General features: G+C 69.5%; 24 protein-coding genes and 1 pseudogene. 11 read left to right on the plus strand and 14 right to left on the minus strand.

Going from position 1 to position 26,492, the window contains the following annotated elements:
* Nucleotides 1-87 precede the first annotated feature (87 nt).
* Complete coding sequence (locus ACSHSS_RS07675; protein WP_445544781.1) at nt 88-396, plus strand: ArsR/SmtB family transcription factor; 309 nt, start codon at nt 88-90, stop codon at nt 394-396.
* A gap of 80 nt (nt 397-476) precedes the next feature.
* The gene (locus ACSHSS_RS07680) at nt 477-1,538 is read left to right on the plus strand and encodes an alkene reductase (protein WP_105782549.1); all 1,062 of its coding nucleotides are present in this window, start codon (nt 477-479) and stop codon (nt 1,536-1,538) included.
* Nucleotides 1,539-1,556: 18 nt separating this feature from the next.
* On the opposite strand, the gene ACSHSS_RS07685 is transcribed toward ACSHSS_RS07680, so the two are convergent.
* Complete coding sequence (locus ACSHSS_RS07685) at nt 1,557-2,090, minus strand: GNAT family N-acetyltransferase (RefSeq protein ID WP_445544782.1); 534 nt, start codon at nt 2,088-2,090, stop codon at nt 1,557-1,559.
* 74 nt (nt 2,091-2,164) lie between these two features.
* On the opposite strand from ACSHSS_RS07685, the pseudogene ACSHSS_RS07690 reads away from it, so the two are divergent.
* A pseudogene (locus ACSHSS_RS07690) lies at nt 2,165-2,775 on the plus strand (LysE family translocator).
* A gap of 82 nt (nt 2,776-2,857) precedes the next feature.
* Here ACSHSS_RS07690 and ACSHSS_RS07695 read toward each other — a convergent pair.
* The 9 genes from ACSHSS_RS07695 to ypfJ form a co-directional block, all read right to left on the minus strand.
* The gene (locus tag ACSHSS_RS07695; RefSeq protein WP_445544783.1) at nt 2,858-4,075 is read right to left on the minus strand and encodes a YeeE/YedE family protein; all 1,218 of its coding nucleotides are present in this window, start codon (nt 4,073-4,075) and stop codon (nt 2,858-2,860) included.
* A gap of 115 nt (nt 4,076-4,190) precedes the next feature.
* Nucleotides 4,191-5,396 (minus strand): porin, encoded by a 1,206-nt coding sequence (locus ACSHSS_RS07700; RefSeq protein WP_445544784.1) that lies wholly within the window; start codon nt 5,394-5,396, stop codon nt 4,191-4,193.
* Between the two features lie 142 nt (nt 5,397-5,538).
* A complete protein-coding gene (locus ACSHSS_RS07705; RefSeq protein ID WP_445544785.1) occupies nt 5,539-6,588 on the minus strand; it encodes a helix-turn-helix domain-containing protein in 1,050 nt (349 codons plus the stop codon).
* A gap of 70 nt (nt 6,589-6,658) precedes the next feature.
* Nucleotides 6,659-7,243, minus strand: coding sequence for a DUF3156 family protein (locus ACSHSS_RS07710; RefSeq protein WP_445544786.1), 585 nt, complete (start codon nt 7,241-7,243; stop codon nt 6,659-6,661).
* Nucleotides 7,240-8,739 (minus strand): APC family permease, encoded by a 1,500-nt coding sequence (locus tag ACSHSS_RS07715; protein WP_006396683.1) that lies wholly within the window; start codon nt 8,737-8,739, stop codon nt 7,240-7,242. Before ACSHSS_RS07715 ends, ACSHSS_RS07710 begins: the two co-directional genes overlap by 4 nt.
* A 187-nt stretch (nt 8,740-8,926) precedes the next feature.
* The gene (locus ACSHSS_RS07720; protein ID WP_039217301.1) at nt 8,927-10,267 is read right to left on the minus strand and encodes an aspartate aminotransferase family protein; all 1,341 of its coding nucleotides are present in this window, start codon (nt 10,265-10,267) and stop codon (nt 8,927-8,929) included.
* A 43-nt stretch (nt 10,268-10,310) separates the two neighbouring features.
* Nucleotides 10,311-11,813, minus strand: a complete 1,503-nt coding sequence (locus ACSHSS_RS07725) for an aldehyde dehydrogenase family protein (RefSeq protein ID WP_176157642.1) — start codon at nt 11,811-11,813, stop codon at nt 10,311-10,313.
* Between the two features lie 220 nt (nt 11,814-12,033).
* Complete coding sequence (locus tag ACSHSS_RS07730; protein ID WP_445544787.1) at nt 12,034-12,768, minus strand: response regulator transcription factor; 735 nt, start codon at nt 12,766-12,768, stop codon at nt 12,034-12,036.
* Nucleotides 12,769-13,320: 552 nt separating this feature from the next.
* The gene (ypfJ, locus tag ACSHSS_RS07735) at nt 13,321-14,196 is read right to left on the minus strand and encodes a KPN_02809 family neutral zinc metallopeptidase (protein WP_012216661.1); all 876 of its coding nucleotides are present in this window, start codon (nt 14,194-14,196) and stop codon (nt 13,321-13,323) included.
* Nucleotides 14,197-14,453: 257 nt separating this feature from the next.
* Between ypfJ and ACSHSS_RS07740 the strand changes: the two genes are divergently transcribed.
* The 5 genes from ACSHSS_RS07740 to ACSHSS_RS07760 all read left to right on the plus strand — a co-directional run bounded on the left by ACSHSS_RS07740 (nt 14,454) and on the right by ACSHSS_RS07760 (nt 19,374).
* Nucleotides 14,454-15,245, plus strand: a complete 792-nt coding sequence (locus ACSHSS_RS07740) for an SDR family NAD(P)-dependent oxidoreductase (protein ID WP_445544788.1) — start codon at nt 14,454-14,456, stop codon at nt 15,243-15,245.
* A 131-nt stretch (nt 15,246-15,376) separates the two neighbouring features.
* On the plus strand, nt 15,377-16,459 hold the full coding sequence (locus ACSHSS_RS07745; protein WP_445544789.1) for a LysR family transcriptional regulator: 1,083 nt from the start codon (nt 15,377-15,379) through the stop codon (nt 16,457-16,459).
* A gap of 99 nt (nt 16,460-16,558) precedes the next feature.
* Entirely contained in the window at nt 16,559-17,242 is a 684-nt protein-coding gene (locus tag ACSHSS_RS07750) for a hypothetical protein (protein ID WP_445544790.1), read from the plus strand.
* A gap of 59 nt (nt 17,243-17,301) precedes the next feature.
* Nucleotides 17,302-18,621, plus strand: a complete 1,320-nt coding sequence (locus ACSHSS_RS07755; protein ID WP_039217287.1) for an MFS transporter — start codon at nt 17,302-17,304, stop codon at nt 18,619-18,621.
* Nucleotides 18,622-18,672: 51 nt separating this feature from the next.
* On the plus strand, nt 18,673-19,374 hold the full coding sequence (locus tag ACSHSS_RS07760; protein WP_445544791.1) for a DUF2848 domain-containing protein: 702 nt from the start codon (nt 18,673-18,675) through the stop codon (nt 19,372-19,374).
* A 46-nt stretch (nt 19,375-19,420) separates the two neighbouring features.
* On the opposite strand, the gene ACSHSS_RS07765 is transcribed toward ACSHSS_RS07760, so the two are convergent.
* On the minus strand, nt 19,421-20,431 hold the full coding sequence (locus ACSHSS_RS07765) for an NAD-dependent epimerase/dehydratase family protein (protein ID WP_445544792.1): 1,011 nt from the start codon (nt 20,429-20,431) through the stop codon (nt 19,421-19,423).
* A 93-nt stretch (nt 20,432-20,524) separates the two neighbouring features.
* On the opposite strand from ACSHSS_RS07765, the gene ACSHSS_RS07770 reads away from it, so the two are divergent.
* Nucleotides 20,525-21,424, plus strand: a complete 900-nt coding sequence (locus ACSHSS_RS07770) for a LysR family transcriptional regulator (protein ID WP_445544793.1) — start codon at nt 20,525-20,527, stop codon at nt 21,422-21,424.
* A gap of 466 nt (nt 21,425-21,890) precedes the next feature.
* Here ACSHSS_RS07770 and ACSHSS_RS07775 read toward each other — a convergent pair whose 3' ends face one another.
* Complete coding sequence (locus ACSHSS_RS07775) at nt 21,891-22,766, minus strand: LysR family transcriptional regulator (protein WP_006396669.1); 876 nt, start codon at nt 22,764-22,766, stop codon at nt 21,891-21,893.
* 126 nt (nt 22,767-22,892) lie between these two features.
* Here ACSHSS_RS07775 and ACSHSS_RS07780 point away from each other — a divergent pair, with 126 nt between their 5' ends.
* The gene (locus tag ACSHSS_RS07780; RefSeq protein WP_445544794.1) at nt 22,893-24,356 is read left to right on the plus strand and encodes an MFS transporter; all 1,464 of its coding nucleotides are present in this window, start codon (nt 22,893-22,895) and stop codon (nt 24,354-24,356) included.
* A gap of 25 nt (nt 24,357-24,381) precedes the next feature.
* On the opposite strand, the gene ACSHSS_RS07785 is transcribed toward ACSHSS_RS07780, so the two are convergent.
* Nucleotides 24,382-24,579: an oxidoreductase-like domain-containing protein gene (locus ACSHSS_RS07785; protein ID WP_006414339.1), complete on the minus strand. Its 198-nt coding sequence runs from the start codon at nt 24,577-24,579 to the stop codon at nt 24,382-24,384.
* 560 nt (nt 24,580-25,139) lie between these two features.
* Between ACSHSS_RS07785 and ACSHSS_RS07790 the strand changes: the two genes are divergently transcribed.
* The gene (locus ACSHSS_RS07790) at nt 25,140-25,442 is read left to right on the plus strand and encodes an H-NS histone family protein (RefSeq protein ID WP_006396664.1); all 303 of its coding nucleotides are present in this window, start codon (nt 25,140-25,142) and stop codon (nt 25,440-25,442) included.
* 48 nt (nt 25,443-25,490) lie between these two features.
* Here ACSHSS_RS07790 and ACSHSS_RS07795 read toward each other — a convergent pair whose 3' ends face one another.
* Nucleotides 25,491-26,204: an SDR family NAD(P)-dependent oxidoreductase gene (locus ACSHSS_RS07795; RefSeq protein ID WP_445544795.1), complete on the minus strand. Its 714-nt coding sequence runs from the start codon at nt 26,202-26,204 to the stop codon at nt 25,491-25,493.
* Nucleotides 26,205-26,492 lie beyond the last annotated feature (288 nt).

A 26,492-nucleotide genomic window follows, 5' to 3' on the forward strand; every position in this document is an offset into this window, starting at 1 on the left:
CAGTGCTTTCGCGCATATCGGAAAATTCCGATATAAGATTCGGCCATTGACGATATCTGTTGCCCTTCGATCGCCACCTGCCGATCCATGCCGACCGAACCCGACATCGACGCGATCCTGAAAGCGCTCGCGAATCCCGTGCGCAGTGAAATCCTCGTATGGCTGAAAACGCCTGACGTGCATTTCCCGGATCAGACGCTGCCGTACCACCACGGCGTATGCGCCGGGCAAATCGACGCGCGCTGCGGGCTGTCGCAGTCGACCGTCTCCGCGCATCTCGCGACGCTGCAGCGCGCGGGGCTCGTGACGTCGACGCGGGTCGGCCAGTGGGCGTTCTTCAAGCGCAACGAGGCCGTCATCGACGCGTTTCTCGACGCTCTGCGCCGAGCACTCTGACCATCCGGCCGAACCGGCCATGCGGGCCCGCGCCGCGCGATGCGCACGCCTGTCCCGCCCTTCGTGAAGAGGTAATCCGTATGCCTACGCTGTTCGACCCCGTTACTCTCGGCGATCTGAAGCTGCCGAACCGCATCGTGATGGCACCGCTGACGCGCAGCCGCGCCGGCGACACGCGCATCCCGAACGACCTGATGGCGCGCTACTACGCCGAACGCGCGTCGGCGGGCCTGATCATCAGCGAGGCGACGTCGGTCACGCCGCAAGGCGTCGGCTATGCAGGCACGCCCGGCATCTGGTCGGACGAGCAGGTCGAAGGCTGGAAGCGCGTGACGCAGGCCGTCCATCGCGCGGGCGGCCGCATCGTGCTGCAGCTCTGGCACGTCGGCCGGATCTCCGATCCGATGTTCCTGAACGGCGATCTGCCGGTCGCACCGAGCGCGATCGCGGCGGGCGGCCACGTGAGCCTCGTGCGTCCGCAACGGCCGTTCGTGACGCCGCGCGCGCTCGAACTCGACGAGATCCCCGGCATCATTGCGGCCTATCGCAAGGGCGCCGAAAACGCGAAGGCGGCCGGCTTCGACGGCGTCGAGATCCACGGCGCGAACGGCTATCTGCTCGACCAGTTCCTGCAGGACAGCACGAACCGCCGCACCGACGCGTACGGCGGCCCGATCGAAAACCGTGCGCGGCTGCTGCTCGAAGTCGTCGACGCGGCGATCGACGTGTGGGGCGCCGGGCGTGTCGGCGTGCACCTCGCCCCGCGCGGCGATGCGCATACGATGGGCGATTCCGACCCAGCCGCGACGTTCGGCTATGTGGCGCGCGAACTCGGCCGCCGCCGCATCGCATTCATCTTCACGCGCGAGTCGTACAGCGGCGACCACCTGAGCCCGCAGCTGAAAGAGGCGTTCGGCGGCCCGCTGATCGCGAACGAGCAGTTCACGTTCGAGAGCGCGCAGGCCGCACTCGCGCGCGGCGACGCCGACGCGATCGCATGGGGCAAGCTGTTCATCGCGAATCCGGACCTGCCGCGCCGCCTCGAACTCGGCGCGCCGCTGAACCAGCCGGTGCCCGAAACCTTCTACGCGGAAGGCGAGACGGGCTACACCGACTATCCGGCGCTCAGCGACGCCGCCTGAGCGTCGTCCTTCGCGTGTTCACGCGCGCAGGTCCGCGCGCATGAACACGCGCTGCGTCTCGTCGAGGCCGCGCGCGACGTGATGCGCGCGGATTGCGCGCAGCGTCTCGTCGAGCATCGCGTCGTCGAGCACGCGAAAGCCGAGCCGCGCGTAATACGGCGCATTCCACGGCACGTCGCGAAACGTCGACAGCACGATCTGCGCGATCGCCTGTTGCGCCGCACACGCCATCACGTGCTCGATCAGCCGCGCGCCGATCCGCCGCCCGGCGTGGGACGGCGCGACGTCCAGTTCCTCCAGATAGAGCCGCTGCGCACCGAGCAGCCGATAGAACGCAAAGCCGACGCACGTGTGCTGCGCGTCCGTGTCGATGGCGACGTATGCGTGCCCGGCATCGATTCGCGCGAGCATGTCCGCGGCGTCGGTCGGGCCGCCGTCCGCGATGCCGTGCATCCCGAGCGCGCGAAAACGCTGCGCGGCGGCAATCTCGACGGCGGCCATCGCGGGCGCGTCTTCGCGAGTGGCAGGACGAATGCGGATCGAATCGGTCATGACGGCAGTACACGGTCTGGAACGCCCGTCACTATAATCGAACGTTCCGAATGCGTTCGTCCCCGAGGTTCGCCATGTCGCTGTCCGCGCTTGCCGTCTTTGCCTTCGCACTGCTCGTCACCGCCGGCACGCCCGGCCCCAGCGTCGCCGCGCTCGTCGCGCGCGTGCTGACGAACGGCGTGCGCGACGTGCTGCCGTTTCTCGCCGCGATGTGGATCGGCGAAGCGCTGTGGCTGACGCTCGCGGTCGCCGGGCTGTCCGCATTCGCGCGCACGTTCGAGACGGGGCTGCTCGTGCTGAAGTTCGCAGGCGTCGCCTACCTGCTGTTTCTTGCGTGGAAGATGTGGAGAGCGCCGACCGACGGCGGTGCCGACGAGCTGCCGCGCGGGCAATCGCCGGTACGGATGTTCGTCGCCGGCACGCTGGTCACGCTCGGCAATCCCAAGATCATGCTGTTCTATCTCGCGCTGCTGCCGACGATCGTCGATCTGACGCACGTCGGCGTCGTCGCGTGGGGGAACTGGTCGGCACGATGCTCGCGGCCCTGATCTTCGCCGACTGCTTCTGGTCGCTGCTGGCAATGCGCGCGCGGTCGTTCCTGACGTCCGCGCGTGCGAAACGGATCGCGAACCGCACGAGCGCGACGGCGATGGCCGGTGCGGCGGTCGCGATCGCGACGCGCTGACACCACTTCACATCCGCGGCGCACGCAAGAGCGCGCGTCGCCATACGCCCGGCGCGCGCGCCCGCCGGAACGCGCGACGCGTTCAGCAGCCCGACGCGCGCGGCACGCGCTCCACCTCGAGCCCGAACCACGGCCGCACGCGCGTGCCGATCACGTTGCCGGCAAACGCGGCGACGAGCCACAGCCAGCCGTGCAGGCTGCCCGACACGATCCCGCTGAAATACGCGCCGATATTGCAACCGTACGCAAGCCGCGCGCCGTAGCCGAGCAGCAGCCCGCCGACGACGGCCGCCGCGAGCGAGCGCAGCGGCACGCGCCATACCGGCGCATAGCGTCCGGCGAGCGATGCGGCGAACATCGCGCCGATCACGATGCCGATATCCATCATCGACGTCACGTCGCGCGTGACCGGCGCGGCGAGCGCGGCCGCGTTCGCTTTCGCCGTCCAGTACGGCCAGCTTGCGACGTCGATGCCGGCCGCCGCGGCAAGCTTCGCGCCCCACAGCGCGAACGCGGACGTGACACCCCACGGCCGGCCCGACAGCGCGAGCGTCGCGAAGTTGAGCACCGCGAGCGCGACCGCGCCGCCGATCAGCGGCCACGGCCCGTAGAGCCAGCGCGCGGATGCGTTCGCGCGCAGTTCCGGCGCGACGAGCCGCCCGTGGCGCCGCTTTTCGACGACGACGGTGAGCGCGGCAATCGCCGCGAACAACAGCCAGCTGCCCGCGAGCGCCGGCAGCGCGCCGAACGACTTGACGACCGAGACCGGCGGCAGCGACGGCAGCGCAGTCCAGAACGGCATGTGCGCGGTCGCGATCACCGAGCCGGCGACGAATGCGGCGAGCGTGACGAGCATCCGCGTCGAACCACCGCCGACGGTATACAGCGTGCCCGACGCGCACCCGCCGCCGAGCTGCATCCCGATCCCGAACAGGAACGCGCCGACGACGACCGACGTCCCCGCGGGCGACACGAGCCCGGTCACCGGCTTGCCGAACAGCGTGCCGGCCGCGAGCACCGGAAAGAACAGCGCGGTGCCGATCGCCAGCATCACCATCTGCGCGCGCAGGCCGGCGCCGCGACCGTCGGCGATGAAGACGCGCCACGCGGACGTGAAGCCGAACGCCGCGTGATACAGCGTGACGCCGAGCAGCGCGCCGACGACGAACAGTGCGGCGATCCGCGCGTCCACGACGCGCGCAAGATAGGTTGTACCGACAACGATCGCGATCGCCGCGACCGCGAGCGATTTCGCATTGACGTCCGCGCGACGCGGCATGGACGATGCCAAATCCGACATGACTTCTCCCCTGTGAAGCGCTTGAATACGCAAAACCGCCATTTTCGCGCGTTTGCGCGCACTTCGCAGGGGGCCTGAACGACGCGCGTTGCAGGCGCGGCCGCGCGTCGGCGATTCAGAAATTCACCCGGATCCCGCCCATGACCGCAAGCTGCCGGTTCGAATTGCTGTTCGCGAGTACCGGAATCTGCGCGTTGTTCGCCGGCTGCCCGTTTGCGTCGGTGCCGAGGCCGGTGCCGCTCGCGAGCTGGCCGATCGCGACTGCGTACAGCGCGGTCCGCTTCGACAGGCTGTAGTTCGCGCCGACGTTGAGCTGATGGAAGCGCGTCGTGCCGCGCGTGTCGGTATGCGCGGCATTGAAGAGGTACGCGATGCCGCCCTGCAGCGCCGGCGTGAACAGATACGTGACGTTCAGCTCGCCGATGTCGAACGTGAACGCTTGCGGCCGGGGCTGTGCGGCCGTCGTCAAATACCGGCTGTCATCGAGCCGCGTATGCGTATAGGTCAGCGCGATCGTCGCCGCGCCGAGCGTCAACGAGCCGCCCGCGCCGAACGCGCGCATCGAACGCGCGTCCTGCAGCAGGCAGAACATCGCGCCCGGGTTGCTGCATGCGAAATCGCCGATATAGCCGTTCGCGCCGCCGAGCGCCGCATCGAGCGGCTGTCGCAGGTTCAGATAGCCGACCGACAGCGCGACGGGCGCGCGGCTGTACGTCGCGGCGAGCGCATAGCCGCGCTTCGCGGCGAAATCGCCGGCCTGCCCGCCGAAGCTGAACGTGCCGCCGAACGTCAGCCCGCGAAAATCGGCGCTCGTGAACTTCACCGCGTTGTTGAAGTTGAAGGCGGCGTTCAGGTTATCGACGTCGCCGAGATGCGACCCGTACGGCGTCGCCCAGTTGTTGCTCGACACGTACGCGCCGAGCATGTCGGTATACGAGTCGTACTGGCGGCCGAGCCCGAGCGTGCCGATCCCGTCCTGCCGCAGTCCGACCCATGCCTGGCGGCTGAACGCGGTGCCGCCCTGCAGCGCCTGCCCGTTCGCGGACAGGAACTGCTGCTCGAGCGTGAATACCGCGTCGAGGCCGCCGCCGATCGGTTCGGCGCCCTGGAGCCCGAAGCGCGACGGCACGAGATTGCCGCCGCCCATCTGCCACGCATGGCCGCCGCCCGTGCTGCCGTCGGCGCGCGTGAACTGCTGGTTCGTCGAGTAGAGAATGCCGGTATCCACGGTGCCGTACAGCGTCACGCTGCCCGAGGTCTGCGCGTACGCATGCGCGCAGCCGAGCGCGGCAACGGCCGCGGCGAATCGTCCGATCTTCATGTCCCGTCCCTCTGATGGAATCGATCCGAACTCCGGATCGATTGCGTTGTCGATGTGACGGGACTCTATCCAGCGAAAATTCGCGACCTCTATCGCAAATCGGCAAACCGTCGCGTGCGCGACGGACGACGCGCGGCGCGCATCATTCGGGGCGTTGCGTCTGCGACGGCAGCTCGCCGAACAGGTCGCGATACTCGCGCGCGAAATAGCCGAGATGCGTAAAGCCCCAGCTCGCGGCCGCCTCGCCGACACCGAGTTGCTGCGCCGACGTCGTGCGCAGCAGGCGTCGCACCGCATTCAGCCGGATCGTGCGCAGATACGCGACCGGCGTGACGTCGGCGACGCGCTGGAAGCTCGTCTGCAGCGTCCGGCGGCTGCAGCGCAGCGCGCGGCACAGCTCGAGCACGGTCACGGGTTCTTCGGGCCGATCGCGCAGATACTTCTCGCAGCGGCTCACGATGTCGCTGTAGGTCGCGTGCGTGATATCGCGCCGCTCGACGCCGATGCCCTGGTCAAGCGCGTCGAGAAACACGCCGAGCATCGCGTCGCGGAATATCTTGCGCGTGGCCGCGTATTCGAGGCAGCCGGGGTTGCGCTGCGCCTCGTCGATCAGCGACGACAGCCGTGCGCCGAGCGCGGCACCCTGTTCGTCGGACAGGCGCGTCACGTGCCGCAGCCTGCGGGCGCCGGTGGCGGTTGCGCATGAACGGGCACCGCGGGGGCCGGGCGCGCCGACGCCGGGCGCGCCTATGCCGGCAGCGCCTATGCCGGCCGCGCCTAGGCCGGCCGCGCCTATGCCGGCAGCGCCAAATTCCACCTCGCACAGCTCGTCGATCATGTCCGACGCCGCGCTGATGCCGACAAGCCCCATGCCCTCCGGCGTATGGAATTCGAAATCCTCGCCTGCGCGCAGCGCGAGCAGCGCATAGCCGTCGACCGGCTGGCGCTGGAACGTGCCGGCGAGCGGCACCGACAGCGGCACCGCGAGCGACGTGCGGCCGGCGGGCGCGAGGCCCGTCTGCGCGACGCGCCGGTTCGTCGTTTCGCGAAAGAAGTGGAAATCGTCGTACAGCACCTGCGTGACGGTGCCGCGGAACCGGCCCGGCGTCATCTGGCGGTAGACCTGGTGCCAGCCCGCGATCGCGAGCCCGTGGTCGTGCACGTCTTCGTGCGAACGTGACTGGAACAACATCGGCGCCTCCGGTAAAACCCTGATCCCTGTCCGCGGCCGCCGGACTGCGGGCGGCGCGCCACGCCACAGCTTACCCGTGCAAAATCCCGTGCAGCGCAACTTCGAATGCGGCGCACGCGGCGTGCAGCGCGGCCGCCTGCTCGTCGGTCAAGCGCACATAGCGGCGAAACGACGGCATCCGGTTCACGACCTCGCTGCCGCCGAACGGCACGATCGCGAGCGTCCAGCGCCCATCGTGCGCGTCGACCGTGCACGCGCTCAGATGAAGCCGGCGCAGCGCGTCGGCGAGCGCTGCATCGGCGGCCAGCGCCGCGAGCGTGCGGCAGAAGCGCGGATCGCTGCCCGATGCCGCGACGATACGGATGCCCGTGCGGCGCACCCAGCCCGTCTGCTGCACCTGCGCGCGCCCGCTCGCGACCGGTCCGCATGCGGCCATCGCGATCGTCACGCTGACCGTATGCATCAGGAACTCGCGTTCGATCCGTTCGGTCAGCGTCACGCACACACCGTTCGGCAGCTGCGCGGCGCCCGATTCGCCGCGCGCGTCTTGCACGGCCTGCAGATCCGCGAGCACGCGCGCGGCCACCGCGCCCGGCCGATGGCCGGCCGGCAGCGCGTCGTGTCCCGCGCGGCGCCGGGCGAACACGGCGTTCATCGTGCGACGTGTTCGTTGCGCAGCACGTCCTCGACCGGAACGGGCCGGAACGGATGCCGGCGCTGCACGACGACGGTCCAGAACAGCGCATACAGCGCCGTCAGCCCGAGCATCGCGCCGAACGGCACGTAGACGTCGCGCGCGTTCATCCCCGGCGGCGTGATGTACCAGATCGCGAGCACGATGCCGACGCTCGACACGATCTGCGGCAGCGGAAACCACGGCGAACGGTACGGACGCGGCAGGTCCGGGCGCCGGATGCGCAGCATCACGACCGACGCCGTCACGAGCAGATAGGCGGTGCCCCATGCGCAGGTCGCGGCGAGCACGAGATGGAGGATGCTGTCGAGATTGCCGTTGATGAGCCACGCATGAACGATCGGCACGGCGGCCGCGGCCACGATCCCGACCACGGGCGTCCTGAAGCGCGGATGCAGATACGCGAAGCAGCGCGGCAGCGCACCGTCGATCGCCATGCCGTACAGAATCCGCGGCAGGCCGGCCATCAGCGTATTGATCGTCGCCGCGCCCGCGCAGAGAAACGCGATACCGAACCAGATACGGCCGAACGGGCCGAGCACCTGCAGCGCGAACGCGGGAATCGCGCCCGGCGTGTCGAGCAGATGCGTGAGGCCGTCCGCGCTGACCGGCACGTTCGGCACCTGACGGCGGATGGCCGCGCCGTACAGGAACATGCAGAGCGCGACGCCGACGAGCCCGAGCGCCATTGCGCGCGGAATCGTGCGGCCGGGCGCCTTCATCTCCGGCGCGAGCGGCGTGACGAACTCGCAGCCGACGAACATGAACATCGCCATCCCGACCAGCGACAGCACGGCCGGCACCGACGTGCCGACGGTCGAGCCGCCGAACCAGCCGTCGAGATGCACGGCCGGCGCGGCCGCGAGCCCGAGGATTCCGAAGATCATCAGCGACAGCCACATGCCGGCCGTCAGCACGATCTCGAGCTTGCTGAACACCTTGATGCCGATGATGTTCGTGATCGCGAACGTGATCACGAGGCCGACGCCGACGAGCCACGAGCTGTTGTGCTTCTCGAGCGCGGCATTCAGCGATTCGAAATTGACGAGCGCCATGATGCCGCTCAGGATCGTCTCCGCGGTGCCCGCGAACACGTGTACGAGGAAATACGCCGAAATCGTGCCGGTGATGGCCCAGAAGCGGCCGAGCCCGCATGACAGGTAATCGTAAACCGAGCCGGCCGTCGGAAGCATCGCGGCGGCTTCCGAGAACGTGGTCGCCTGCGCCTGCATCATCACGAACGCGATGATCATCGCGACCGCGAATGCCCAGCCGCCCATCCCGAAACCCGAGGTCGCGGTGAGGATCACCGGGCTCGCCATGATGAGCCCGACCGCACTCGCCAGCGCGGTCGGAAATCCGACCGCCCCCGCCTTCAGCGCGGCGCCGCCGGTTTGCGCCGCTGCGCCCGTCGACGCGCCGGCCGCCGCGTCCGTCATGCCAGACCATCCCGACATCTTCGTCTCCTTCGTTCATTGAGCGGCCGCCGCGCTTCGAGGCGCGCGGCGTGCCGTCGATCCGACCTTCATCCGATGTCGAAAAAATACGCAGGCAAAAATGCGGCGGGATAGCGCAAATCGGCAAACCGGTGGGCGCGCGCGGGCCGCGGCGCCTGCGCACGCCGCGACGCCCGTGCCGGCGCCGTCATGCGACCGGTACGGCCTCGAAGCCCGCGGCGAGCGCGTCGACGATCCGGTCGAGTTCGGGCTGCTCGATCACGAGCGGCGGCGACAGGATGATCTTCGTGCCGACCGGCCGCACCAGCACGCCGTGCTCGCGCGCGACTTCGGCCACCGCGTTCGCATAGCCCGACAGCGGGTCGATCGGCTCGCGCGTCGTCTTGTCCGCGACCAGATCGAGCGCGAGCATCAGCCCCTTGCCGCGCACCTCGCCGACCGCCGCGAAACGCTGCACGAACGGCTGCAGCGCTTCGAGCAGATAGGCGCCCTGCTTCGCGGCGTTCGCCGGCAAATCTTCGTTCACGACGATGTCGAGGCTCGCGAGCGCCGCCGCGCAGGCGACCGGATGGCCCGCGTACGTATAGCCGTGCATGATCGCGCCGCCGAAGTCGGCGTTCTGCGCGAACGCGTCTTCGATTCGCGCGTTCACGGCCGTCGCGCCGAGCGGCACGTACCCTGACGAAATGCCCTTCGCGAGACACATGATGTCCGGACGCACGCCCCAGCCGCGGCTGCCGAACAGGCTGCCGCTGCGGCCGAAGCCCGTGACGACTTCGTCGGCGATCAGCAGCACGCCGTAGCGGTCGCAGACCTCGCGCACGAGCGGCCAGTAGTTCGCCGGCGGTACGATCACACCGCCCGCGCCCTGGATCGGCTCCGCGATGAACGCGGCGACCGTATCGGGGCTCTGGAACTGGATCTCGCGTTCCAGCAGCGCCGCGCAGATGCGGCCGAGTTCTTCCGGATCCTGCGTGAACGGGTTGCGGTACAGCCACGGCGTCTCGACGTGGAAGCACCCCGGCAGATTGGGCTCGTAGTTGCGGCGAAACACCGTGTTGCCGTTCACCGACGCGCCGCCGAAGTGTGTGCCGTGATAGCCCTGCTTCAGCGAGATGAACTTCGTGCGATCGGCCTGGCCGCGCACCTTCCAGTACTGGCGCGCGATCTTCAGCGCGGTCTCGACCGAGTCGGAGCCGCCCGAGCTGTACAGCACGCGGCGCATGCCTTCGGGCTCGAGCAGATCGATCAGCCGCTTCGACAGCTCCTCCGCGCGCGGATGCGTGATCCCGTCGAACAGCTGAAAGTATTCGAGCTCGTCGAGCTGGCGCACGATCGCATCCTTCACTTCGCGGCGGTTGTGCCCGACGTTCACGTTCCACAGGCCCGCGACCCCGTCGACGAGCGCCTTGCCGTGCTCGTCGAACACGTAGCAGCCGTCGCCGCGTACGATGCGGATCGGCTTGCGCCGCTTCATTTCGTTCGGATGCAGCATCGGGTGCCAGAATTTCGCTTCGTTGTAGCTCATTGCAGTCCTCCAGTTCGAATGGTTGGGTGCCGGCATCGCGCGATCAGTGCGCGATGCACACGGATTTGGTTTCGGTGAAGCCCTCGATCGCGTACTGGCCGAATTCGCGACCGATGCCCGACTGCTTGTAGCCGCCGAACGGCATCGACGGATCGAGCGGGATATGGCAATTCACCCAGACGGTGCCGGCCTCGATCTGCGGGACGAGGTTCATCACGCGCGTCAGATCGTTGCTCCAGATGCTCGCCGCGAGCCCGTACGGCGACGCGTTCGCGAGCCGCACCGCGTCGGCCGCGTCGTCGAACGGCAGCACGACGATCACCGGGCCGAAGACCTCGTCGCGCACGATCGCGCTGTCCGCGCGCGGATCGGCGATCACGGCCGGCCTCACGTAATAGCCGGGCAGCTCGTCGACGCGCGTGCCGCCCGCGAGGAACGTCACGCCGTCGCGGCGCGCCTGCTCGATGTGCCGGACGACCTTGTCGCGGTGCTGCGCCGACACGAGCGGGTTGATCTGCGCAGCCGTGTCGAGCCCCGGCCCGAGCGTCATGGCGCGCGCGTGCTCCGCGAGCCCGTCGGCGAGCTGCGCGAATTTGCTGCGATGTACATAGATGCGCGACGCGGCGGCGCAGACCTGCCCCTGGTTGAAGAACGCGCCGGCCGCGACGCCGCCGAGCGCCTGTCCGACGTCGACGTCGTCGAGCATCACGATCGGGTTCTTGCCGCCCAGTTCGAGCGAGAAGCGCGTCATGTTCTGCACGGCCGCCGCGCCGACCAGCTTGCCGGTCTCGGTCGAGCCGGTGAACGAAATCTTCGCGATCGACGGATGGCGCGCGAGCGCGGCGCCGCACGTGCGGCCGCCGGTGACGACGTTGAATACGCCGGGCGGCACGCCGGCCTCGAGCGCGAGTTCGGCAAGGCGCAGCGCGGTGAGCGGCGTCTCGGGCGACGGCTTCAGCACGACCGTGCAGCCGGCCGCGAGCGCGGGAATCAGCTTCCACGTCGCGATCATCAGCGGGAAATTCCACGGCACGATCGCGGCGACCACGCCGACCGGCTCCTTGCGCGTGTACGCCGTATAGCGCGCGCCGGGCGGAAACGGAATCGACACGTCGAGCGTCTGCCCCGTGATCTTGGTCGCCCAGCCGGCCATGTAGCGCACGTATTCGACGCTCGCGCCGACCTCGACCGCGCGCGACACGTGGATCGACTTTCCCTGGTTCAGCGTTTCGAGCTGCGCGAGCGTTTCGGCGTCGCGTTCGATGAGCTCGGCAAGCTTCAGCAGGATCCGCTCGCGATCGGCCGGGCGCAGCCCGCGCCATACGCGCGCATCGAACGCGCGCTTCGCGCTCGCGACCGCACGGTCGACGTCGTGCTCGTCGGCATCGGCGACGGTCGCGAGCCGCTCGCCGGTGGCAGGGTCGTACACGTCGAGCCGCGCGGCCGCGTGCGCGCGCTGCATTGCGCCGTCGATGAAGAGGCCGAAGTCGCGCGCGAGGAAAGTGCGCACGGTGTCGCTGACGGCGACGAAATTCGTGGTGCTCATGGGCGTCTCGAAGAGTGTCGTGGCGGGAACCGCGTGCGCCGCGGCACGCGGGTGTCGCACCACTGTATCGAGCGCGTCGGACGGCAGTTAGCGCAAATTGGCAGCGCGTGGAAGGAAGAAAAGCGCGGCGTGCACGGTGCGCGGCACGGCCGGCGGAATGGCCATGCTCATGCGTGTCGCGAGGTGTCGACGCACATCAGTGAGAAGCGGCGCGCGGCGCTTACAGAAACAGCGCGCCGACGAGTTCCGTGCGGTTCGACACGCCGAGCTTGCGGTACATGCGCATCAGGTGCGTCTTGATCGTCGGCTGGCCGAGCGCGAGATCGCGCGCGATCTCCTTGTTCGAGCGGCCGTCGCGCACGAGCCGCGCGATCTGCTCCTCGCGATAGGTCAGGCGCGCTTCGCACTTGATCCGGTGAATCCCGCGCCGCGTGCGCAGCAACGGGCTCAGCGCCGCTTCCGCGAGCGGCTGCAGGCGCGCGAGCGCATCGATTTCGCCGGGCGCGAAGCGCGCGCTCGCGCCGTCGCCGCCTCGCACCGCACCGCGCGTGTCGAAGCGCAGCAGCGAGAACGCGCCGACTGTTCGGCCGTCGTCGCGCAGCCAGATTTCGACGACGTCGGCGACGCCGTGCCGCCGCAGAAAGCGCGTCCAGTACGCGGACGCGTCGCGGCATTCGTCGGGCAACTGCGATGCGAGCGTGACGACCGTGCGCACGCCGGCCGCGCAGCGCGACGGATGCAGCGGATCGAGCATCCGGTAGCGCGCGACATAGGTGCGGTGCATCGACTCCGGCATCCCGAACAGCTCGAAATCGGCCGGTTCGCCGCTCGCGTCGAGCCGGTAGAAGACGATCGCCGACGGGCTCGCGAACGCGTCGAAGGCGTCGACGCACGCGTGCAGCGCGCGTTGCCAGTCGGCGGCGTCGGGGTCGGCGGAAGGGGTGGGAAGCGGCATGGTCGAGCCCGGCGCAGCCGGGCGAGCGTCAGGGAATCCGACCGAGCCTAATGGCGGCGTCGCGCGGCGGTGAGCCCAAATCGGCAAATCGGCGGCGTGCCGTGCACCGGCCCGTTGCCGCCTGCCGCCTGCCGCCTGCCGCCTGCCGCCTGCCGCCTGCCGCCTTCCGCTCACCGCTCACCGCTCACCGCTCACCGCTCACCGCTCACCGCCCGCTGCCCGCTGCCCGCTGCCCGCTGCCCGCTGCCCGCAGCCCGCAGCCCGCAGCCCGCCGTCCGCAGCCCGCCGTCCGTTGCCCGCTGCCCGTTCCCGTTGCCCGTTGCCCGCTGCCCGCTGCCCGCTGCCCACTGCCCGTTGCCCGTTGCCCGTTGCCCGTTGCCCGCTGCCCGCTGCCCGCTGCCCGTTGCCCGCTCCCCGTTGCCCACTGACCGTGCCCGCTGACCGTGCCCGTTGCCCGTCGCCTGCTGCCCGCGGCGCCGCTGCCTCGTGCCTCGTCGCAGCCACGCGGCGGGGCAGCGGGCAGCGGGCGGCAAGTCAGTAGATCTCAGTCCGTCAGTGCGCGTTCGCGGCGAACGTATCGCAGGCGCTCAGCTCGCCCGACTCCATTCCGCGCCGCAGCCAGTACATGCGCTGCTCGCTCGTGCCGTGCGTGAAGCTTTCCGGCACCACATAACCCTGTCCCTGCTGCTGCAGCCGATCGTCGCCGATCGCGGCCGCCGTCTTCAGCCCCTGCTCGAAGTCGCCGGGCTCGATCAGCCGCTGGTTTGCGCGCTGCGCGTTGTTCGCCCAGACGCCCGCGAAACAGTCGGCCTGCAGCTCCATGCGCACCGACAGCGCATTCGAGCGCGCCTCGCTCGCGCGCCGGCGCGCGGCGTCGACCTTCTCGGAAATGCCGAGCAGGTTCTGCACGTGATGGCCGACCTCGTGCGCGATCACGTACGCCTGCGCGAAATCGCCGCCGGCGCCGAACCGCTTGCGCAGCTCGTCGTAGAAGCCGAGATCGATATAGACCTTTTGGTCGCCCGGGCAATAGAACGGCCCCATCGCGGTCTGGCCGGTCCCGCATGCGGTCGGCGTCGAATTCGTGAACATCACGAGCTTCGGCGGCTGGTACTGCGCGTGCAGCTGCGTCGAGAAGATCGTCGTCCAGGTCCGCTCGATGTTGCCGAGCACCTTGCGCGTGAAGACCGCGCCGGGGTCGGTCGCCGGCGCACCCTGGCGCTGCGCCGGGGCCTGCTGCGTCTGCTGACCCTGCAGCATCGACGCGCCCTCGAGCACGACGCGCGGGTCGATCCCGAAGAAATACGACGCGGCCAGCGCGACCACGATCGTGCCGATGCCGATCGTCGCGCCCCGTCCGCCACCGAAGCCGCCCGCACCACGGCGATCCTCGACGTTCATGCTCTCTCTTTCGTCGTCCAGCCTCATTGCCGGCCCCTCCCGTTCTTGTCGATCCGGCCGTCGCACCGATGCGCGGCCCGTCCGCGCTATTTTGCCGGGCTTTCGTCGACTGTCTCAAAAAATTCGAGGATAGAGCGATTCGGCCGCGGACAACGTCAGCCTTTGCAAAACGCACGGCCCCCGCGCCGGCCGGCCGCCCCGCGCGCGTTCATCCTTTCGGCCGATACCGTCGCGCGCGCGCCGCGCCTACAGTGCGCGGACACGACCCTTTTCCGGAGAACGACATGCGCGCTGCACGCCCCCGTACGATCGTCATTACCGGCGCCGGCACCGGCATCGGCGCCGCCTGCGCACGCCGTTTCGCGCGTGGCGGCGACCGCGTCGTGCTGATCGGACGGCGACCCGCGCCGCTCGAGGCGCTGGCAGCCGAAACGGGCGGCCTCGCGCTCGCGGGCGACGCGGCCGGCACGGCCGACTGGGCACGCTTCGTGCCCGCGATCGCCGCGCGCTTCGGCCGCATCGACGCGTTGATCGCGTGCGCGGGCGGGCACGGCGTCGGCCGCGCCGACGAAACCGGCGACGCGCAGTGGCGCGACGCCATGCATGCGAACCTCGACACCGCATTCGTCAGTGCACGCGCCTGCCTGCCCGACCTGATCGCGCAACGCGGCAGCATCGTGCTGGTGGCGTCGATCGCGGCGCTCGCGGCCGGCCCCGGCGTATGCGGCTATACGGTCGGCAAGCATGCGCTGCTCGGCCTCACGCGCTCGCTCGCGCGCGACTACGGGCCGCACGGTGTGCGCGCGAACGCCGTATGCCCGGGCTGGGTCCGCACGCCGATGGCCGATGCGGAAATGCAGCCGCTGATGGACGCGCACGGCGACACGCTCGAGCGCGCCTACGCGCGCGTGAGCGCCGACGTGCCGCTGCGGCGCGCGGCGGACCCCGACGAGATCGCGGCGGTCTGCGCATTTCTTGCGTCGCCGGACGCCTCCTTCGTGACGGGCGCGACGCTCGTCGCGGACGGCGGCGCCACCGTCGTCGACGTGCCGACGCTCGCGTTCGATGCGCGGTGACGCGACGCACGCCGTGCACGGCACGAAGGGCGCCGCACGGGCGGCCTACGCGTGCTGCACGCGGCGCAAATCGATTAACATCGGCCGGATTCCGCCGCCTCCGCGCGGCCCCGCTCCCCGTCCGGCACTCGATGAACATCCGGTTTCTTGAAACCTTCGTCTGGCTCGCGAAGCTCGAAAATTTCCGCCTGACCGCCGAAAAGCTGCATACGACGCAGGCGGCCGTGTCGAGCCGCATCGCGTCGCTCGAAGAGGCGTTCGACGTGCGCCTGTTCGATCGCAACACGCGCTCGGCCACGCTCACGCCTGCGGGACGCCGCATGCTCGCGTACGCGGAGCGGATCGTGCGGCTCGACCACGAGATGCGGCGCGAGATCCCGTCGGCGAGCGACGTGGGCCCGATCCGCATCGGCGTGATCGAGTCGATCGTGCACAGCTGGTTCCCGGCGCTGATCGCGCGGGCGCGCGAGCACTATCCGCGGCTCGACGTCGAAATCACGAGCGACACGACGCTGCACCTGACGCGGCTGCTCAGCACCGACGGCGTCGACCTGATCCTGCAGACGGACACGGTGCCCGGCCCCGACTTCACGAACCTGCCACTCTGCGAGTTTCCGGTGCGCTGGGTCGCGAGCCCGCGCCTCGGGCTCGGCGGCGAACGGCTCGACGTCGCGCAGCTCGCCGAATTTCCGGTCAGCTTCTCGCGCCATTCGGGGCCGCACGCGACGATCGAGCGGCTGTTCGCGGCCGTCGAACGACCGGCGAGCATCAACTGCATCACGTCGGTCGCCGCGATGATCCGGCTCGTCGCGGACGGCTTCGGCGTCGCCGCGTTGCCGCCCGCGATCATCGGACGCGAACTGCAGGAAGGCGCGCTCGAACTGCTCGACGTCGAACCGGCGTTTCCGGCGCTGCCGCTCGTTGCGACGTATCGGACGCAAGGGCTGCCGCTCGCCGCGCGCATCGCCGAACTCGCGAGCGAGGTTGCGCGCGCGACGCCGTCGATGCCGATCGATACGGCCGCCGGCACGTCGATGCGACGCGGCGCTGCACGTCGCGCGCAGGCGCCCGACGTGCGCGCGAAAACCGGGAAAGACGCCAAGGCGGCCAAAGGCGCGAAAGAAGCAAAAGATGCCGGCCGCACCCAACGCGCGGCCGAACCGTCGACGACTGCGGCGTCGGCCGCCGCGAAACGCCGGCCGCGCCGCTCATAAGAAAACCTGTTCACCGCGAATTTGTTTTCTTGTTGGACGCGCCCGGCGCGCGTTCGGGACACTGCGGGTTCCGACTCATCCGTCACGAGGACCTCCGCGATGACCCGCCCTTCCCTTCCACACGGCCAGCTCTGCGTCTGGACGGACATCGATCCCGCACACGAAGCGGACTTCAATGCGTGGTACGACCGCGAGCACATGCAGGAACGCGTCGCGATTCCGGGCTTCACGCATGCGCGGCGCTTTCGCGCGACCGATCGCGGCCCGCGCAAATACCTCGCGCTGTATGTGACCCACACGCTCGACGTGTTCCGCGGCGACGCATATCGCCGCGCGTTCGCGCAGCAGACCGCGTGGTCGCTCGCCAACTTCGAACGGATGACCGGCACGCAACGACGCGTCGGCGAACTGACGATCGAGGCCGGCGACGGCGAAGGCGCGCATCTCGCGCTGTTCGTACTGCCGCCCGAGCGCATCGACGTGGCGCAACTGCGCGCGCGCTTCGATGCCGCCCTGCGCGAGCCGGGCGTGCATGCCGCGCGGCTGTTCCGCACGACGCCCGAGCTGTCGGCGCCGATCGGCGCGGATGCCGCCGCACGGCCGGCAGCCGATGCGCTCGTGCTGATCGAAGGCAGCGACGCAGCGGCTGCGCGCCGCGTCGCGGCGGCGCTCGCGGGCCACGACGAGGTGCGCACGTTCGAGCTGCTGTGGCGCGCGGCTGCGCCCTTGCCTGCCGCGCGCGGCGAGCCTGCCCCGCAAGCGGCCGCCGCACTGCCCGCCTGAGCACCGAAGGCCGGCGCACATCGCCGGTTCCCGTTCGCCCGCCCCGAGTTCGTCACGACATGCCCGACACCATGAGCACGCTCGCCCAACCCGCCGTCCACGCGCCGCACCGCGCCCGCAACAGCCGACTCGCGACCGCGAGCATGATCGGCACGTCGCTCGAGTGGTACGACTTCACGATCTACAACACGCTCGCCGCGCTCGTCTTCAATCGGCTGTTCTTTCCTTCCGTCGATCCGCTCGCCGGTACGATCCTCGCGTTCTCGACCTACGCGGTCGGCTACGTGTCGCGTCCGCTCGGCGGCTTCGTGTTCGGCAATCTCGGCGACCGGATCGGCCGCCGCGCGGTGCTGATGCTCACGCTCGTGCTGATGGGCGTGACGACCGCGCTGATGGGCGCGCTGCCGACCTATGCGACGGCCGGCATCCTGAGCCCGATCCTGCTCGTCGCGCTGCGCTTCGTGCAGGGTGTCGCGCTCGGCGGCGAATGGGCCGGCGCCGTACTGCTGTCGGTCGAGCACGGCGATCAGAAGCGGCGCGGGCTGTCCGCGTCGTGGACGCAGGTCGGCCCGTCGTTCGGCACGCTGCTCGGCACCGGCTGCATCGCGCTCGTCACGCTGTCGACGACGCCGGACGGCTTTCTCGCATGGGGCTGGCGGCTGCCGTTCGCGGCCAGCGCGCTGCTCGTCGCGTTCGGCTTCTGGGTGCGGCGCGGCGTCGACGAAACGCCGCAGTTCGAGCAGCTCGCCGAATCGCACGCGACGGCCGACGTGCCGGTCGCCGAGGTGCTGAAGTGTCACTGGCGCCGGCTGCTCGTCGCCGGCGGCGCGCGGATCGGCTCCGATGTGCTGTACGCGCTGATCGTCGTGTTCACGCTGACCTACGTGACCACCGTGCTGCATCTGTCGCGGCCGCTCGCGCTGACGGCGGTGATGATCGGCACCGCCTGCAACGCGATCGCGGTGCCGTGCTTCGGCGCGCTGTCGGACCGCTTCGGCCGCCGCCCCGTCTATCTGGCCGGCGCGTTCGCCGGGATCGTATGGGCGTTCGCGTTCTTCGCGCTGCTCGATTCCGCTCGGCCGGCTGCGATCGTCGCGGCCGTCGCGATCGGCCTCGTGATCCATGCGGTGATGTACGGGCCGCAAGGCGCGTTCGTCACCGAACAGTTTCCGACGCGCGTGCGCTATGCGGGCTCGTCGCTGGCATACACACTCGCCGGCATCGTCGGCGGCGGCTTCGCGCCGCTCGTGATCGCCGCGCTGTTCCGGCAGACCGGCACGACGACCGCCGTGTCGCTGTATGTGTCGGCCGCGCTCGCGGTGACGGCCGTCGCGCTCGTCGTCGCGCGCGAAACCGCGCACCGGCCGCTCGCCGACTGACCGCGGCCGCGTGCCGTTCCGCTCTCTCGCGTTTCATCCGGATACCTGCCCATGCAAGTCCTGTCGTTCAACGTGATTCCCGTACACCAGCCGCCGGCCGCCGTCGACGTCGAGATCGAACGCGTCGTGATCGCCGGCTGGGCCGGCCGCGACGCACGCGCGATTCGCGCGCATATCGACGAACTCGCGGCGCTCGGCGTCGCACCGCCGTCCACGACGCCGTGCTTCTATCGCGTCGCGCCCGCGCTGCTCACGCAGGCCGCGTCGATCGGCGTGCTCGGCACGCGCTCGGGCGGCGAAATCGAATGCGTGCTGATCGACAGCGCGGCCGGCACGCTCGTCACCGTCGGCTCCGATCACACCGATCGCGAAGTCGAAGCCTACGGCGTGGCCGTGTCGAAGCAGGTCTGCGCGAAGCCGCTCGGCCGCGACGCGTGGCGCTACGCGGACGTCGCCGCGCACTGGGATGCCATCGAGATGCGCGCGTGGCTCGTGCCGCGTGGCGGCGAGCGTGTCGCGTACCAACACGGCGCGGTCAGCGGATTGCTCGCGCCCGACACGCTATGGCAGCGTTTCGACGATCGCGGCACGATGCCCGCGCGCTGCGCGATGTTCGGCGGGACGATCGCCGTCCATGGCGCGATCGCCGCGATGAACGACGGCGACGCGTTCGAGATGGAGCTGCACGATCCGGTGCTCGGGCGCAGCCTGCGGCACCGCTATGCGGTCGATGTGCTGCCGGTTGTCGCGTGACGGCGGGCGGCGCCCGTGAAACTGGTTGGCGCGACGCCGGCTTGCGTTATGCGTTCCGCGGTTGTCGCGCGTCGTGTGTGTGCAGACAACCGAGCTCGGTCAGCGCCGCTTCCACCGCCGTGTCGAGCGGCGTCAACGGCTCGCGTCCCAGCACCGCTGTGATCCGCGCGTTGTCCATCCGCAGCGGTTCGCGCCACAGATAGCGCATCTCGAGCATTTCGCGCAGCGTCGTGATGAACGGCGCGGCCGCCCACACGAGCCACCACGGGAAACGCCGCACCGCCGGCCGCATCCCGTGCCGTTGCGCGACGCGGCGCACGGCCTGCGCGAGCTGCGTGCCGTCCGCGTCCCAATGGCCGCCGAGATGAAAACGCGCGAACGGCTCTAGCGTGTCGCGTCGTTCGATCAGCTCGACCATCGCGCGCGCGACGTCCGGTACGTACGACCATTGATGGCCGACTCCGGGCCGGTTCGGCACGCGGATCGCGGTCACCGGCTGCCCGGCCTTCACGAGCGCCTGGCCGAACCAGTTGTTGCCCGCATGCGCGCCGAAGAAATCGCCGGCCCGCACGACGATCGTCCGCACGCCGCGCGCGCTCGCGTCCTCCAGCCGCCGCTCCAGCTCGACGCGGATCGCGCCCTTGCGCGTGACGGGCCGCTGCGGCGCGTCCTCGCGCAACAGCGGAAAGGCGTCGGGCCCGAAGTTGTAGATCGTGCCCGGCAATACGACCGTCGCGCGCGCCGCCGTCGCCGCCGCGATCGTGTTGTCGATCATCGGCAGCACCTGTTCCGCCCAGTTCCGGTAACCGGGCGGGTTCACCGCATGGACGATCACGCTGCAGCCGCGCGCGGCGCGCACCACCGCGTCGCGATCGAGCGCGTCGCCGCGGATCCAGGCGATACCGTTGCGCTCCGCCGCCTCCGACTCGAGGCCGCGCTTGAGCGCGCGCACCTGCCACCCGGCGTCGCGCAACTGCCGCGCGACCTCGCCGCCGATTCCCCCGCTCGCGCCGAGCACGAGCGCCTGTCCGCCTGCCGCACCTGTATTTGCCGCCATTGCCGTTCTCCTCGATCGTGACGGCTTGCATTCTGGCCCGTGGCGGGATAGCAAGGAATTACCGAACATCGGCCATCGGCTATACATTTATGCATGACCGCCGATCTGAACTGGGAACGCTATCGCACCTTCCATGCCGTGTTGACGGAAGGCTCGCTATCCGCTGCCGCGCGTGCGCTCGGCATCACGCAACCGACCGCGGGCCGCCACGTCGCGGCGCTCGAAGCCGCGTTCGGTCAAACGCTGTTCACGCGCTCGCCTTCCGGCCTGCTGCCGACCGACGCGGCGCTTGCGCTGCGCGGTCATGCGGAGGCGCTGCGCAGCGCGGCCGCCGCATTCGAGCGCGCGGCGGCGAGCCATGGCGCGGGCGTCCGCGGGACGGTACGGATCTCCGCGAGCGACGTGATCGCGGTCGAGGTGCTGCCGCCGCTGCTCGCGCAGTTGCGACGCGAGCATCCGGGACTCGTGCTCGAACTGGTGCCGACCGACCGCATTCAGGACGTGCTGAACCGCGAAGCCGACATCGCGGTGCGGATGGCATCGCCGTCGCAGGACGCGCTGGTGGCACGGCGCATCGGCGAACTCGAAGTCGCGCTGTATGCGCGCGACGATTACCTGACGCGCTACGGCACGCCGTCGACGCTCGACGCACTCGCACATCACGCGCTGATCGGGTTCGATACGGTCACGCCGTTCGTCCGCTCGGCCGGGCGCGGGCTGCCGTCGTGGACGCGCGAGGCCTTCGCGCTGCGCACCGACAGCAATCTCGCGCAGCTCGCGATGATCCGGGCCGGCTACGGGATCGGCTTCTGCCAGAGCCGGCTCGCGCAACGCGACAGCCGGCTCGTGCGCGTGCTGCCGAACGGCCCCGCGGTGAAGCTCGAAACGTGGGTCGTCATGCACGAAGATTTGCGCGCGAGCCCGCGCTGCCGGGCGGTGTTCGACGCGCTCGCGAATGGATTGCGTGCGTATGCCGAAGGGACGGGCGAGTAGGTTGTGTGTTCGCTGTGCGTTCGGTGAGCTTGCGCGCCGGCGAATGCGGGGCTGCGGCGCGCGGGTACGGATTCTTCGGAGGAGTCGTCAAAGCTCAACCGTCGTTCCGCCGTTTCCATCCGGTCGGTCAGTGCCTCGCGCTACTCGCCGTCGCGTTGTTTCGCCGGTCCGACGGCGGCTTCGAGGCCGCGCGGCGTCGGCCGACAGCCACGCACGTCGCTCGGACTCATCGGCGGCATGAAAGCGTTGACCCTGGTGGCTTGCTCGAGCGATGACGGCGTCTTGACGCGATCCGACCGTAGCTCGTGATCGCATAACGCACAGTCAATGAACCGGCGAGCGTGCAGCGCGGCGGCAACGTTCCGGTGCCTGCTTGTAATCGCTGTGCTACGGCTTCGCGTTCGCGTCGTTCGTGCGTGTTCGCGCCGGCCGCGAATGCGCAGCGGACGCACCGCGGACCACGACGTCACACCAGCAACTGCCGCGACAGCACCTCGCGCGCCTGCGTGACCGTTTCGCGCTCGCCCGGCATCGGCGGCGTCAGCGAGAACACCGCGTCGGGCAGCGCCGGCAGCCGGTACTTCGCGCCGCCGAGCCGCATCAGCCCGTCGCCGATCGCCGACGCGCACAGGCAGCCGACGCCGAGCCCCGCCGCGAGCATCGACTGCAGCCCCGCGACGCCGGACGCGCTATGCACGAGCTCGTACGGGATGCGCTGCTCGTCGAGTGAGCGCACCGCGATCTGATGCATCATGCAGTCGTCCGGCAGCAGCACGAGCGGCAACCGTTCGGGCAACTGCTCGGCGAGTGCCGGCGACGTCACCCACGACAGCGGCTCGCGCCGCAACACCCAGCGCGTATCGGCCGATGCGGGCCGAAACGGTCCGCTCGACAGGTGCATCACGACCCCGAGATCGATCTGCCCTTTCGCATACGCGGCCTCGATGTCGGCGCTCTTCATCGCGCTCACGTGCAGGCTCAGCTGCGGGTAGCACTCGCGCAGCCGCGCGAGCATGCCCGCGACTTCATGCGTGCGGTAGTAATCGGTGATCGCGACGCGCAGCTCGCCCTTGATGGCCTGGCCGCGCAACTCGTCGAATGCCGCCTCGTTCAGCGCCACGATGCGCCGCGCGTGATGCAGCAGCCGCGCACCGGCCGGCGTCGGCTCGACGCCGCGCTTGCTGCGCACGAACAGCGGCACGCCCGCCCGCGACTCGAGCTTGCGCACCTGCTCGCTGACCGTCGACTGCGACAGATGCAGCAGCGGCGCGGCGGCCGTCAGGCTGCCGGCGTCCGCGACGGCCGCGAACGTGCGCAGCTGATCCAGATCGAAACCGCGCATCGAACCCTCCATCCATCGGATAACGCGATGGATACTACCACCATTTCCCGCTTTTCCGATTCATCGACGATGCGCACAATGTCCGCTCGACGGCCGTTTGCGGCCTCTTTTCTCTGGACTTCCTCAATGACGGACAACCTTCTTGCCCGCTGCGCGCCCGCCGGCGCCGCGCCGGCGGCCACGCCGCACAATCGCCACGGCTGGGCGCTCGTCGTGCTGCTGGTCGGCGCGATCCTGCCGCCGCTCGACTACTTCATTGTCAACCTTGCGCTGCCAGCGATCCGCGACGGCATCGGCGCACGGCCGGCCGAGCTGCAGCTCGTCGTGTCGGCGTACGCCTGCGCAAACGCCGTCGCGCAGATCACCGGCGGCCGTCTCGGCGATCTGTACGGCCGCAAGCGGATGTTCATGCTCGGCATGGCCGGCTTCGTCGTCGCCTCGACGCTGTGCGGGCTCGCCGACAGCGGCGCCGTGCTGGTCGGCGGCCGCGTGCTGCAGGGCCTGTTCGCGGCGATCCTCGCGCCGCAGGTGCTCGCGACGATCCGCAGCGTGTTCACGCCGCAGGAGCAGGTGCGCGTGATGGGCTTCTACGGCTTCGTGTTCGGCCTCGCGGCGGTGATCGGCCAGCTCGGCGGCGGCGCGCTGATCGACCTGCATCCGTTCGGGCTCGGCTGGCGCGCGATCTTCCTCGTCAATCTGCCGATCGGCATACTTGCGCTGCTCGGCAGCTGGCGCTTCATCCCGGAAAACCGGCCGCCGCGCGGCCAGCGCATCGACGTGCCGGGCACCGTGCTGCTGTCGCTGTTCCTGCTGATGCTCGTGTACCCGCTCACGCACGGGCGCGACGCCGGCTGGCCGACGTGGATGGTCGCGTGCGCGATCGGCGCGCTGCCGGTGCTCGCGGCGCTGCTCGCCGTCGAAGCGCGGCAACTCGCCGCCGGCCGCGATCCGCTGCTCGACTTGCGGCTGTTCCGGCATCCCGTCGTCGCACTCGGTCTCTCGCTTGCGTTCCTGTTCTACATGCTGAGCGCGTTCTTCCTCAGCTATGGCATCTATCTGCAGGGATGCCTGCACTGGTCGCCGCTCGCGTCGGGCGCGGCGATCCTGCCGCTCGGCATCGGCTTTCTGTCGAGCCCGCTGCTGATGCCGCGGCTCGTCGGACGCTTCGGCGGCTATCGCGTGCTCACGCTCGGCTTCGCCATGCTCGCGGCAGGCGTCGCCGCAGCGGCTGCGCTGGCCGGCAGTGGTGCGCCGGGAATCGGCTTCTATGCGGGCATCGCGGCGATCGGCATCGGACAGGGTCTCGTGCTGCCGTCCGTCGTGCGGATCGTGCTCGCTGAAGTCGATGCGTCGCGCGCGGGTGTCGCCTCCGGGATGGTCACGGCGGCACTGCAGATCGGTGCGGCCGTCGGTGCCGCGACGCTCGGCGGCATGTTCTTCGCGCAGCTCGGCGCGGCGCCGGGCCCGCTCGACTACGTGCGCGGGTTCCGCACGTCGATGTTTGCGCTGAGCGCGATCCTCGCCGTGTGCGTCGTGCTGTCGGCCGCGCTCGGGCCGATCCACCGACGGCTGCATGCCGCGGCCGCGTAGGTGCGCGACTGGCGCGGCCGATGCGTCAACGATGCGATTCGGGTTTCGCGTGCCGCGCTTCCCATGCGGCGAGCGCGGCGCGATATTCGTCCATCGCCTCGTAGTACAGGTCGAAGATGCACGGCGAACAACCGCTGTTGCAGCACTCTTCGAGTTCGGGCTGGCGCGGCGGCGTGGGACGCGGATCGTCGCTCGACGAATCCGGAGAGACAGCGTTTGACAAGGTGCGACTCGAATGGCGGGAAAAGACAAGTATAAGCGCGTGGCGAGCGACGCGCGGCGCCGTCGGCGTCGATTGCCGTCGGCACGATTGCCGCGCATCGCGCTGTTCCCGCATCCCCAATGACTTCGCACTGGAAAAATCTTCCGATTTATTGGCGACCATTCTCGTCCGAAGCGTGCTGCCCCGCGCCGCTGGCGAATTGGCCGCCTATGCCGGCTTATTTCGATACTTCGCGCAACGAACGTTAAAAATCCGCATTGGCGAATAGCCGCTGCAGGCAATTGAGCGCGTTGTAATCCATACAAAAAATCGATATGCGCTTGCAATGCGTGCGCAACGGTTTTCCTTGCTGCGGCGCCGGTTCACGGCCTTTTTGCAGAAGATACGGACGTTTTTCGATCGCTCGCAAACCTTGCACGGTTTATGCAGACATCTCGCGTCGCATGCAATTGATGCTGACAATCGGCCGACACGGGAATTCATCGATTCTGGCGACCGCAATGGATGGCATAATTTGCGCGCCGCGAATCGACGCGGCCGACAACAATGGAGATGACTCTATGCCGACGAAAAATTACAGGGACCTGAAGGAGCAGCTTGCAAAATTGCAAAAAGAAGCGGAAGCCGCGCGCATTGCGGAAATGGAAGCCGTGATCGCGGAGATCCGCGAAAAGGTCGCCGAGTACGGCATTACGTCGGAACAGATTTTCGGACGGCAGCGCGCCGGCAGAAGCAAGGCCGCCACGCCGTCCGCACCGAAGTACCGCAACCCGAAGACGGGAGAAACATGGACCGGGCGCGGCCGTGCGCCCGGCTGGATCAAGGACGTGAAGAATCGCGATCGCTTCCTGATCCAGGAATGAGGTGCCGCGCGGGCGGCGCGCACCGGCGTGCCGCCGCACGCGCAATCGTTACAGGACGCGCCCGCTGACCGGAATCGAGGCGCCCGAGATCGCCTGCGCTTCCGGCGACAGCAGGAATCCGATCGTCGCCGCGATCTGCTGCGGTTGCACCCAGCGCGTGAAATCGGCGTCGGGCATGTCGGCGCGATTCGACGGCGTGTCGATGATGCTCGGCAAGACCGCGTTCACCGTGATGCCGCGATCGAGCAGCTCGGCGGCCAGCGCCTCGGTGAGCCGGGCGACGCCCGCCTTCGCGGCCGCATAGGCGCCCATGCCGGTGCCCGCCTTCGATGCCGCGCCGGCGCCGATATTGACGATCCGGCCGGCCGCGCTCTGCAGCAGATACGGCAGCGCGGCCTTCGACGCATTCAGCGCCGTTTTCACGTTCAGCGCGTACATACGGTCCCAGGTATCGACATCGCCGTCCGCGATCGTTTGCCACACGAATGCGCCCGCGATGTTGAGCAGCGCGTCGACCCCGCCGAACTGGCGATGCACGGCATCGAGCGCGTGCACGGCGGCCTGCGGATCGACGAGATCGATGCCGCCGAGCCGCAGCGCGGTGGCCGGCACGTCGGGCCGCGCGTTCGCGTCGGGCGCGGCGCCGCGGCCGATCAGCGCGACGCGGGCGCCGCGCGCACCGAGCCATGCCGCCGTCGCGACGCCGAGATGGCCGAAGCCGCCGGTAATCGCGACGACTTTTCCGTTGATGTGTTGCTCCATCGAATTGCTCTCCGTGATTGATCGGGTTCGCGTGCGGCGCTTGTATGCGGTGCGCGGGGCGGCGTAGGACGACGGACGGGTCACGTCGGACGTGACCTCGGGGGCCGACGCCGTGGCGGCGCAGGGCCGGTGTGCCGGACGTGCCGACCCGTCGACGTGCCGACGTGCCGATCTGCGGACCGACCGCCAACCCGTCGAGCTGTCGATCTGTCTATCTGCCGACGTGCCGAGCTGCGGACCTGCGGACCTGCGGATCTGCCGACGTGCCGAACTGCGGACCTGCGGATC

Source organism: Burkholderia sp. BC1 (genome assembly GCF_052683555.1).

What these genes read in the sequence shown, in the direction of transcription:
- ACSHSS_RS07675 (WP_445544781.1), top strand. Translation starts at nt 88, where the DNA reads ATGCCGACCGAACCCGACATCGACGCGATCCTGAAAGCGCTCGCGAAT.
- ACSHSS_RS07680 (WP_105782549.1), top strand. Translation starts at nt 477, where the DNA reads ATGCCTACGCTGTTCGACCCCGTTACTCTCGGCGATCTGAAGCTGCCG.
- ACSHSS_RS07685 (WP_445544782.1), bottom strand. Translation starts at nt 2,090, where the DNA reads ATGACCGATTCGATCCGCATTCGTCCTGCCACTCGCGAAGACGCGCCC.
- ACSHSS_RS07695 (WP_445544783.1), bottom strand. Translation starts at nt 4,075, where the DNA reads ATGTCGGATTTGGCATCGTCCATGCCGCGTCGCGCGGACGTCAATGCG.
- ACSHSS_RS07700 (WP_445544784.1), bottom strand. Translation starts at nt 5,396, where the DNA reads ATGAAGATCGGACGATTCGCCGCGGCCGTTGCCGCGCTCGGCTGCGCG.
- ACSHSS_RS07705 (WP_445544785.1), bottom strand. Translation starts at nt 6,588, where the DNA reads ATGTTGTTCCAGTCACGTTCGCACGAAGACGTGCACGACCACGGGCTC.
- ACSHSS_RS07710 (WP_445544786.1), bottom strand. Translation starts at nt 7,243, where the DNA reads ATGAACGCCGTGTTCGCCCGGCGCCGCGCGGGACACGACGCGCTGCCG.
- ACSHSS_RS07715 (WP_006396683.1), bottom strand. Translation starts at nt 8,739, where the DNA reads ATGTCGGGATGGTCTGGCATGACGGACGCGGCGGCCGGCGCGTCGACG.
- ACSHSS_RS07720 (WP_039217301.1), bottom strand. Translation starts at nt 10,267, where the DNA reads ATGAGCTACAACGAAGCGAAATTCTGGCACCCGATGCTGCATCCGAAC.
- ACSHSS_RS07725 (WP_176157642.1), bottom strand. Translation starts at nt 11,813, where the DNA reads ATGAGCACCACGAATTTCGTCGCCGTCAGCGACACCGTGCGCACTTTC.
- ACSHSS_RS07730 (WP_445544787.1), bottom strand. Translation starts at nt 12,768, where the DNA reads ATGCCGCTTCCCACCCCTTCCGCCGACCCCGACGCCGCCGACTGGCAA.
- ypfJ (WP_012216661.1), bottom strand. Translation starts at nt 14,196, where the DNA reads ATGAGGCTGGACGACGAAAGAGAGAGCATGAACGTCGAGGATCGCCGT.
- ACSHSS_RS07740 (WP_445544788.1), top strand. Translation starts at nt 14,454, where the DNA reads ATGCGCGCTGCACGCCCCCGTACGATCGTCATTACCGGCGCCGGCACC.
- ACSHSS_RS07745 (WP_445544789.1), top strand. Translation starts at nt 15,377, where the DNA reads ATGAACATCCGGTTTCTTGAAACCTTCGTCTGGCTCGCGAAGCTCGAA.
- ACSHSS_RS07750 (WP_445544790.1), top strand. Translation starts at nt 16,559, where the DNA reads ATGACCCGCCCTTCCCTTCCACACGGCCAGCTCTGCGTCTGGACGGAC.
- ACSHSS_RS07755 (WP_039217287.1), top strand. Translation starts at nt 17,302, where the DNA reads ATGCCCGACACCATGAGCACGCTCGCCCAACCCGCCGTCCACGCGCCG.
- ACSHSS_RS07760 (WP_445544791.1), top strand. Translation starts at nt 18,673, where the DNA reads ATGCAAGTCCTGTCGTTCAACGTGATTCCCGTACACCAGCCGCCGGCC.
- ACSHSS_RS07765 (WP_445544792.1), bottom strand. Translation starts at nt 20,431, where the DNA reads ATGGCGGCAAATACAGGTGCGGCAGGCGGACAGGCGCTCGTGCTCGGC.
- ACSHSS_RS07770 (WP_445544793.1), top strand. Translation starts at nt 20,525, where the DNA reads ATGACCGCCGATCTGAACTGGGAACGCTATCGCACCTTCCATGCCGTG.
- ACSHSS_RS07775 (WP_006396669.1), bottom strand. Translation starts at nt 22,766, where the DNA reads ATGCGCGGTTTCGATCTGGATCAGCTGCGCACGTTCGCGGCCGTCGCG.
- ACSHSS_RS07780 (WP_445544794.1), top strand. Translation starts at nt 22,893, where the DNA reads ATGACGGACAACCTTCTTGCCCGCTGCGCGCCCGCCGGCGCCGCGCCG.
- ACSHSS_RS07790 (WP_006396664.1), top strand. Translation starts at nt 25,140, where the DNA reads ATGCCGACGAAAAATTACAGGGACCTGAAGGAGCAGCTTGCAAAATTG.
- ACSHSS_RS07795 (WP_445544795.1), bottom strand. Translation starts at nt 26,204, where the DNA reads ATGGAGCAACACATCAACGGAAAAGTCGTCGCGATTACCGGCGGCTTC.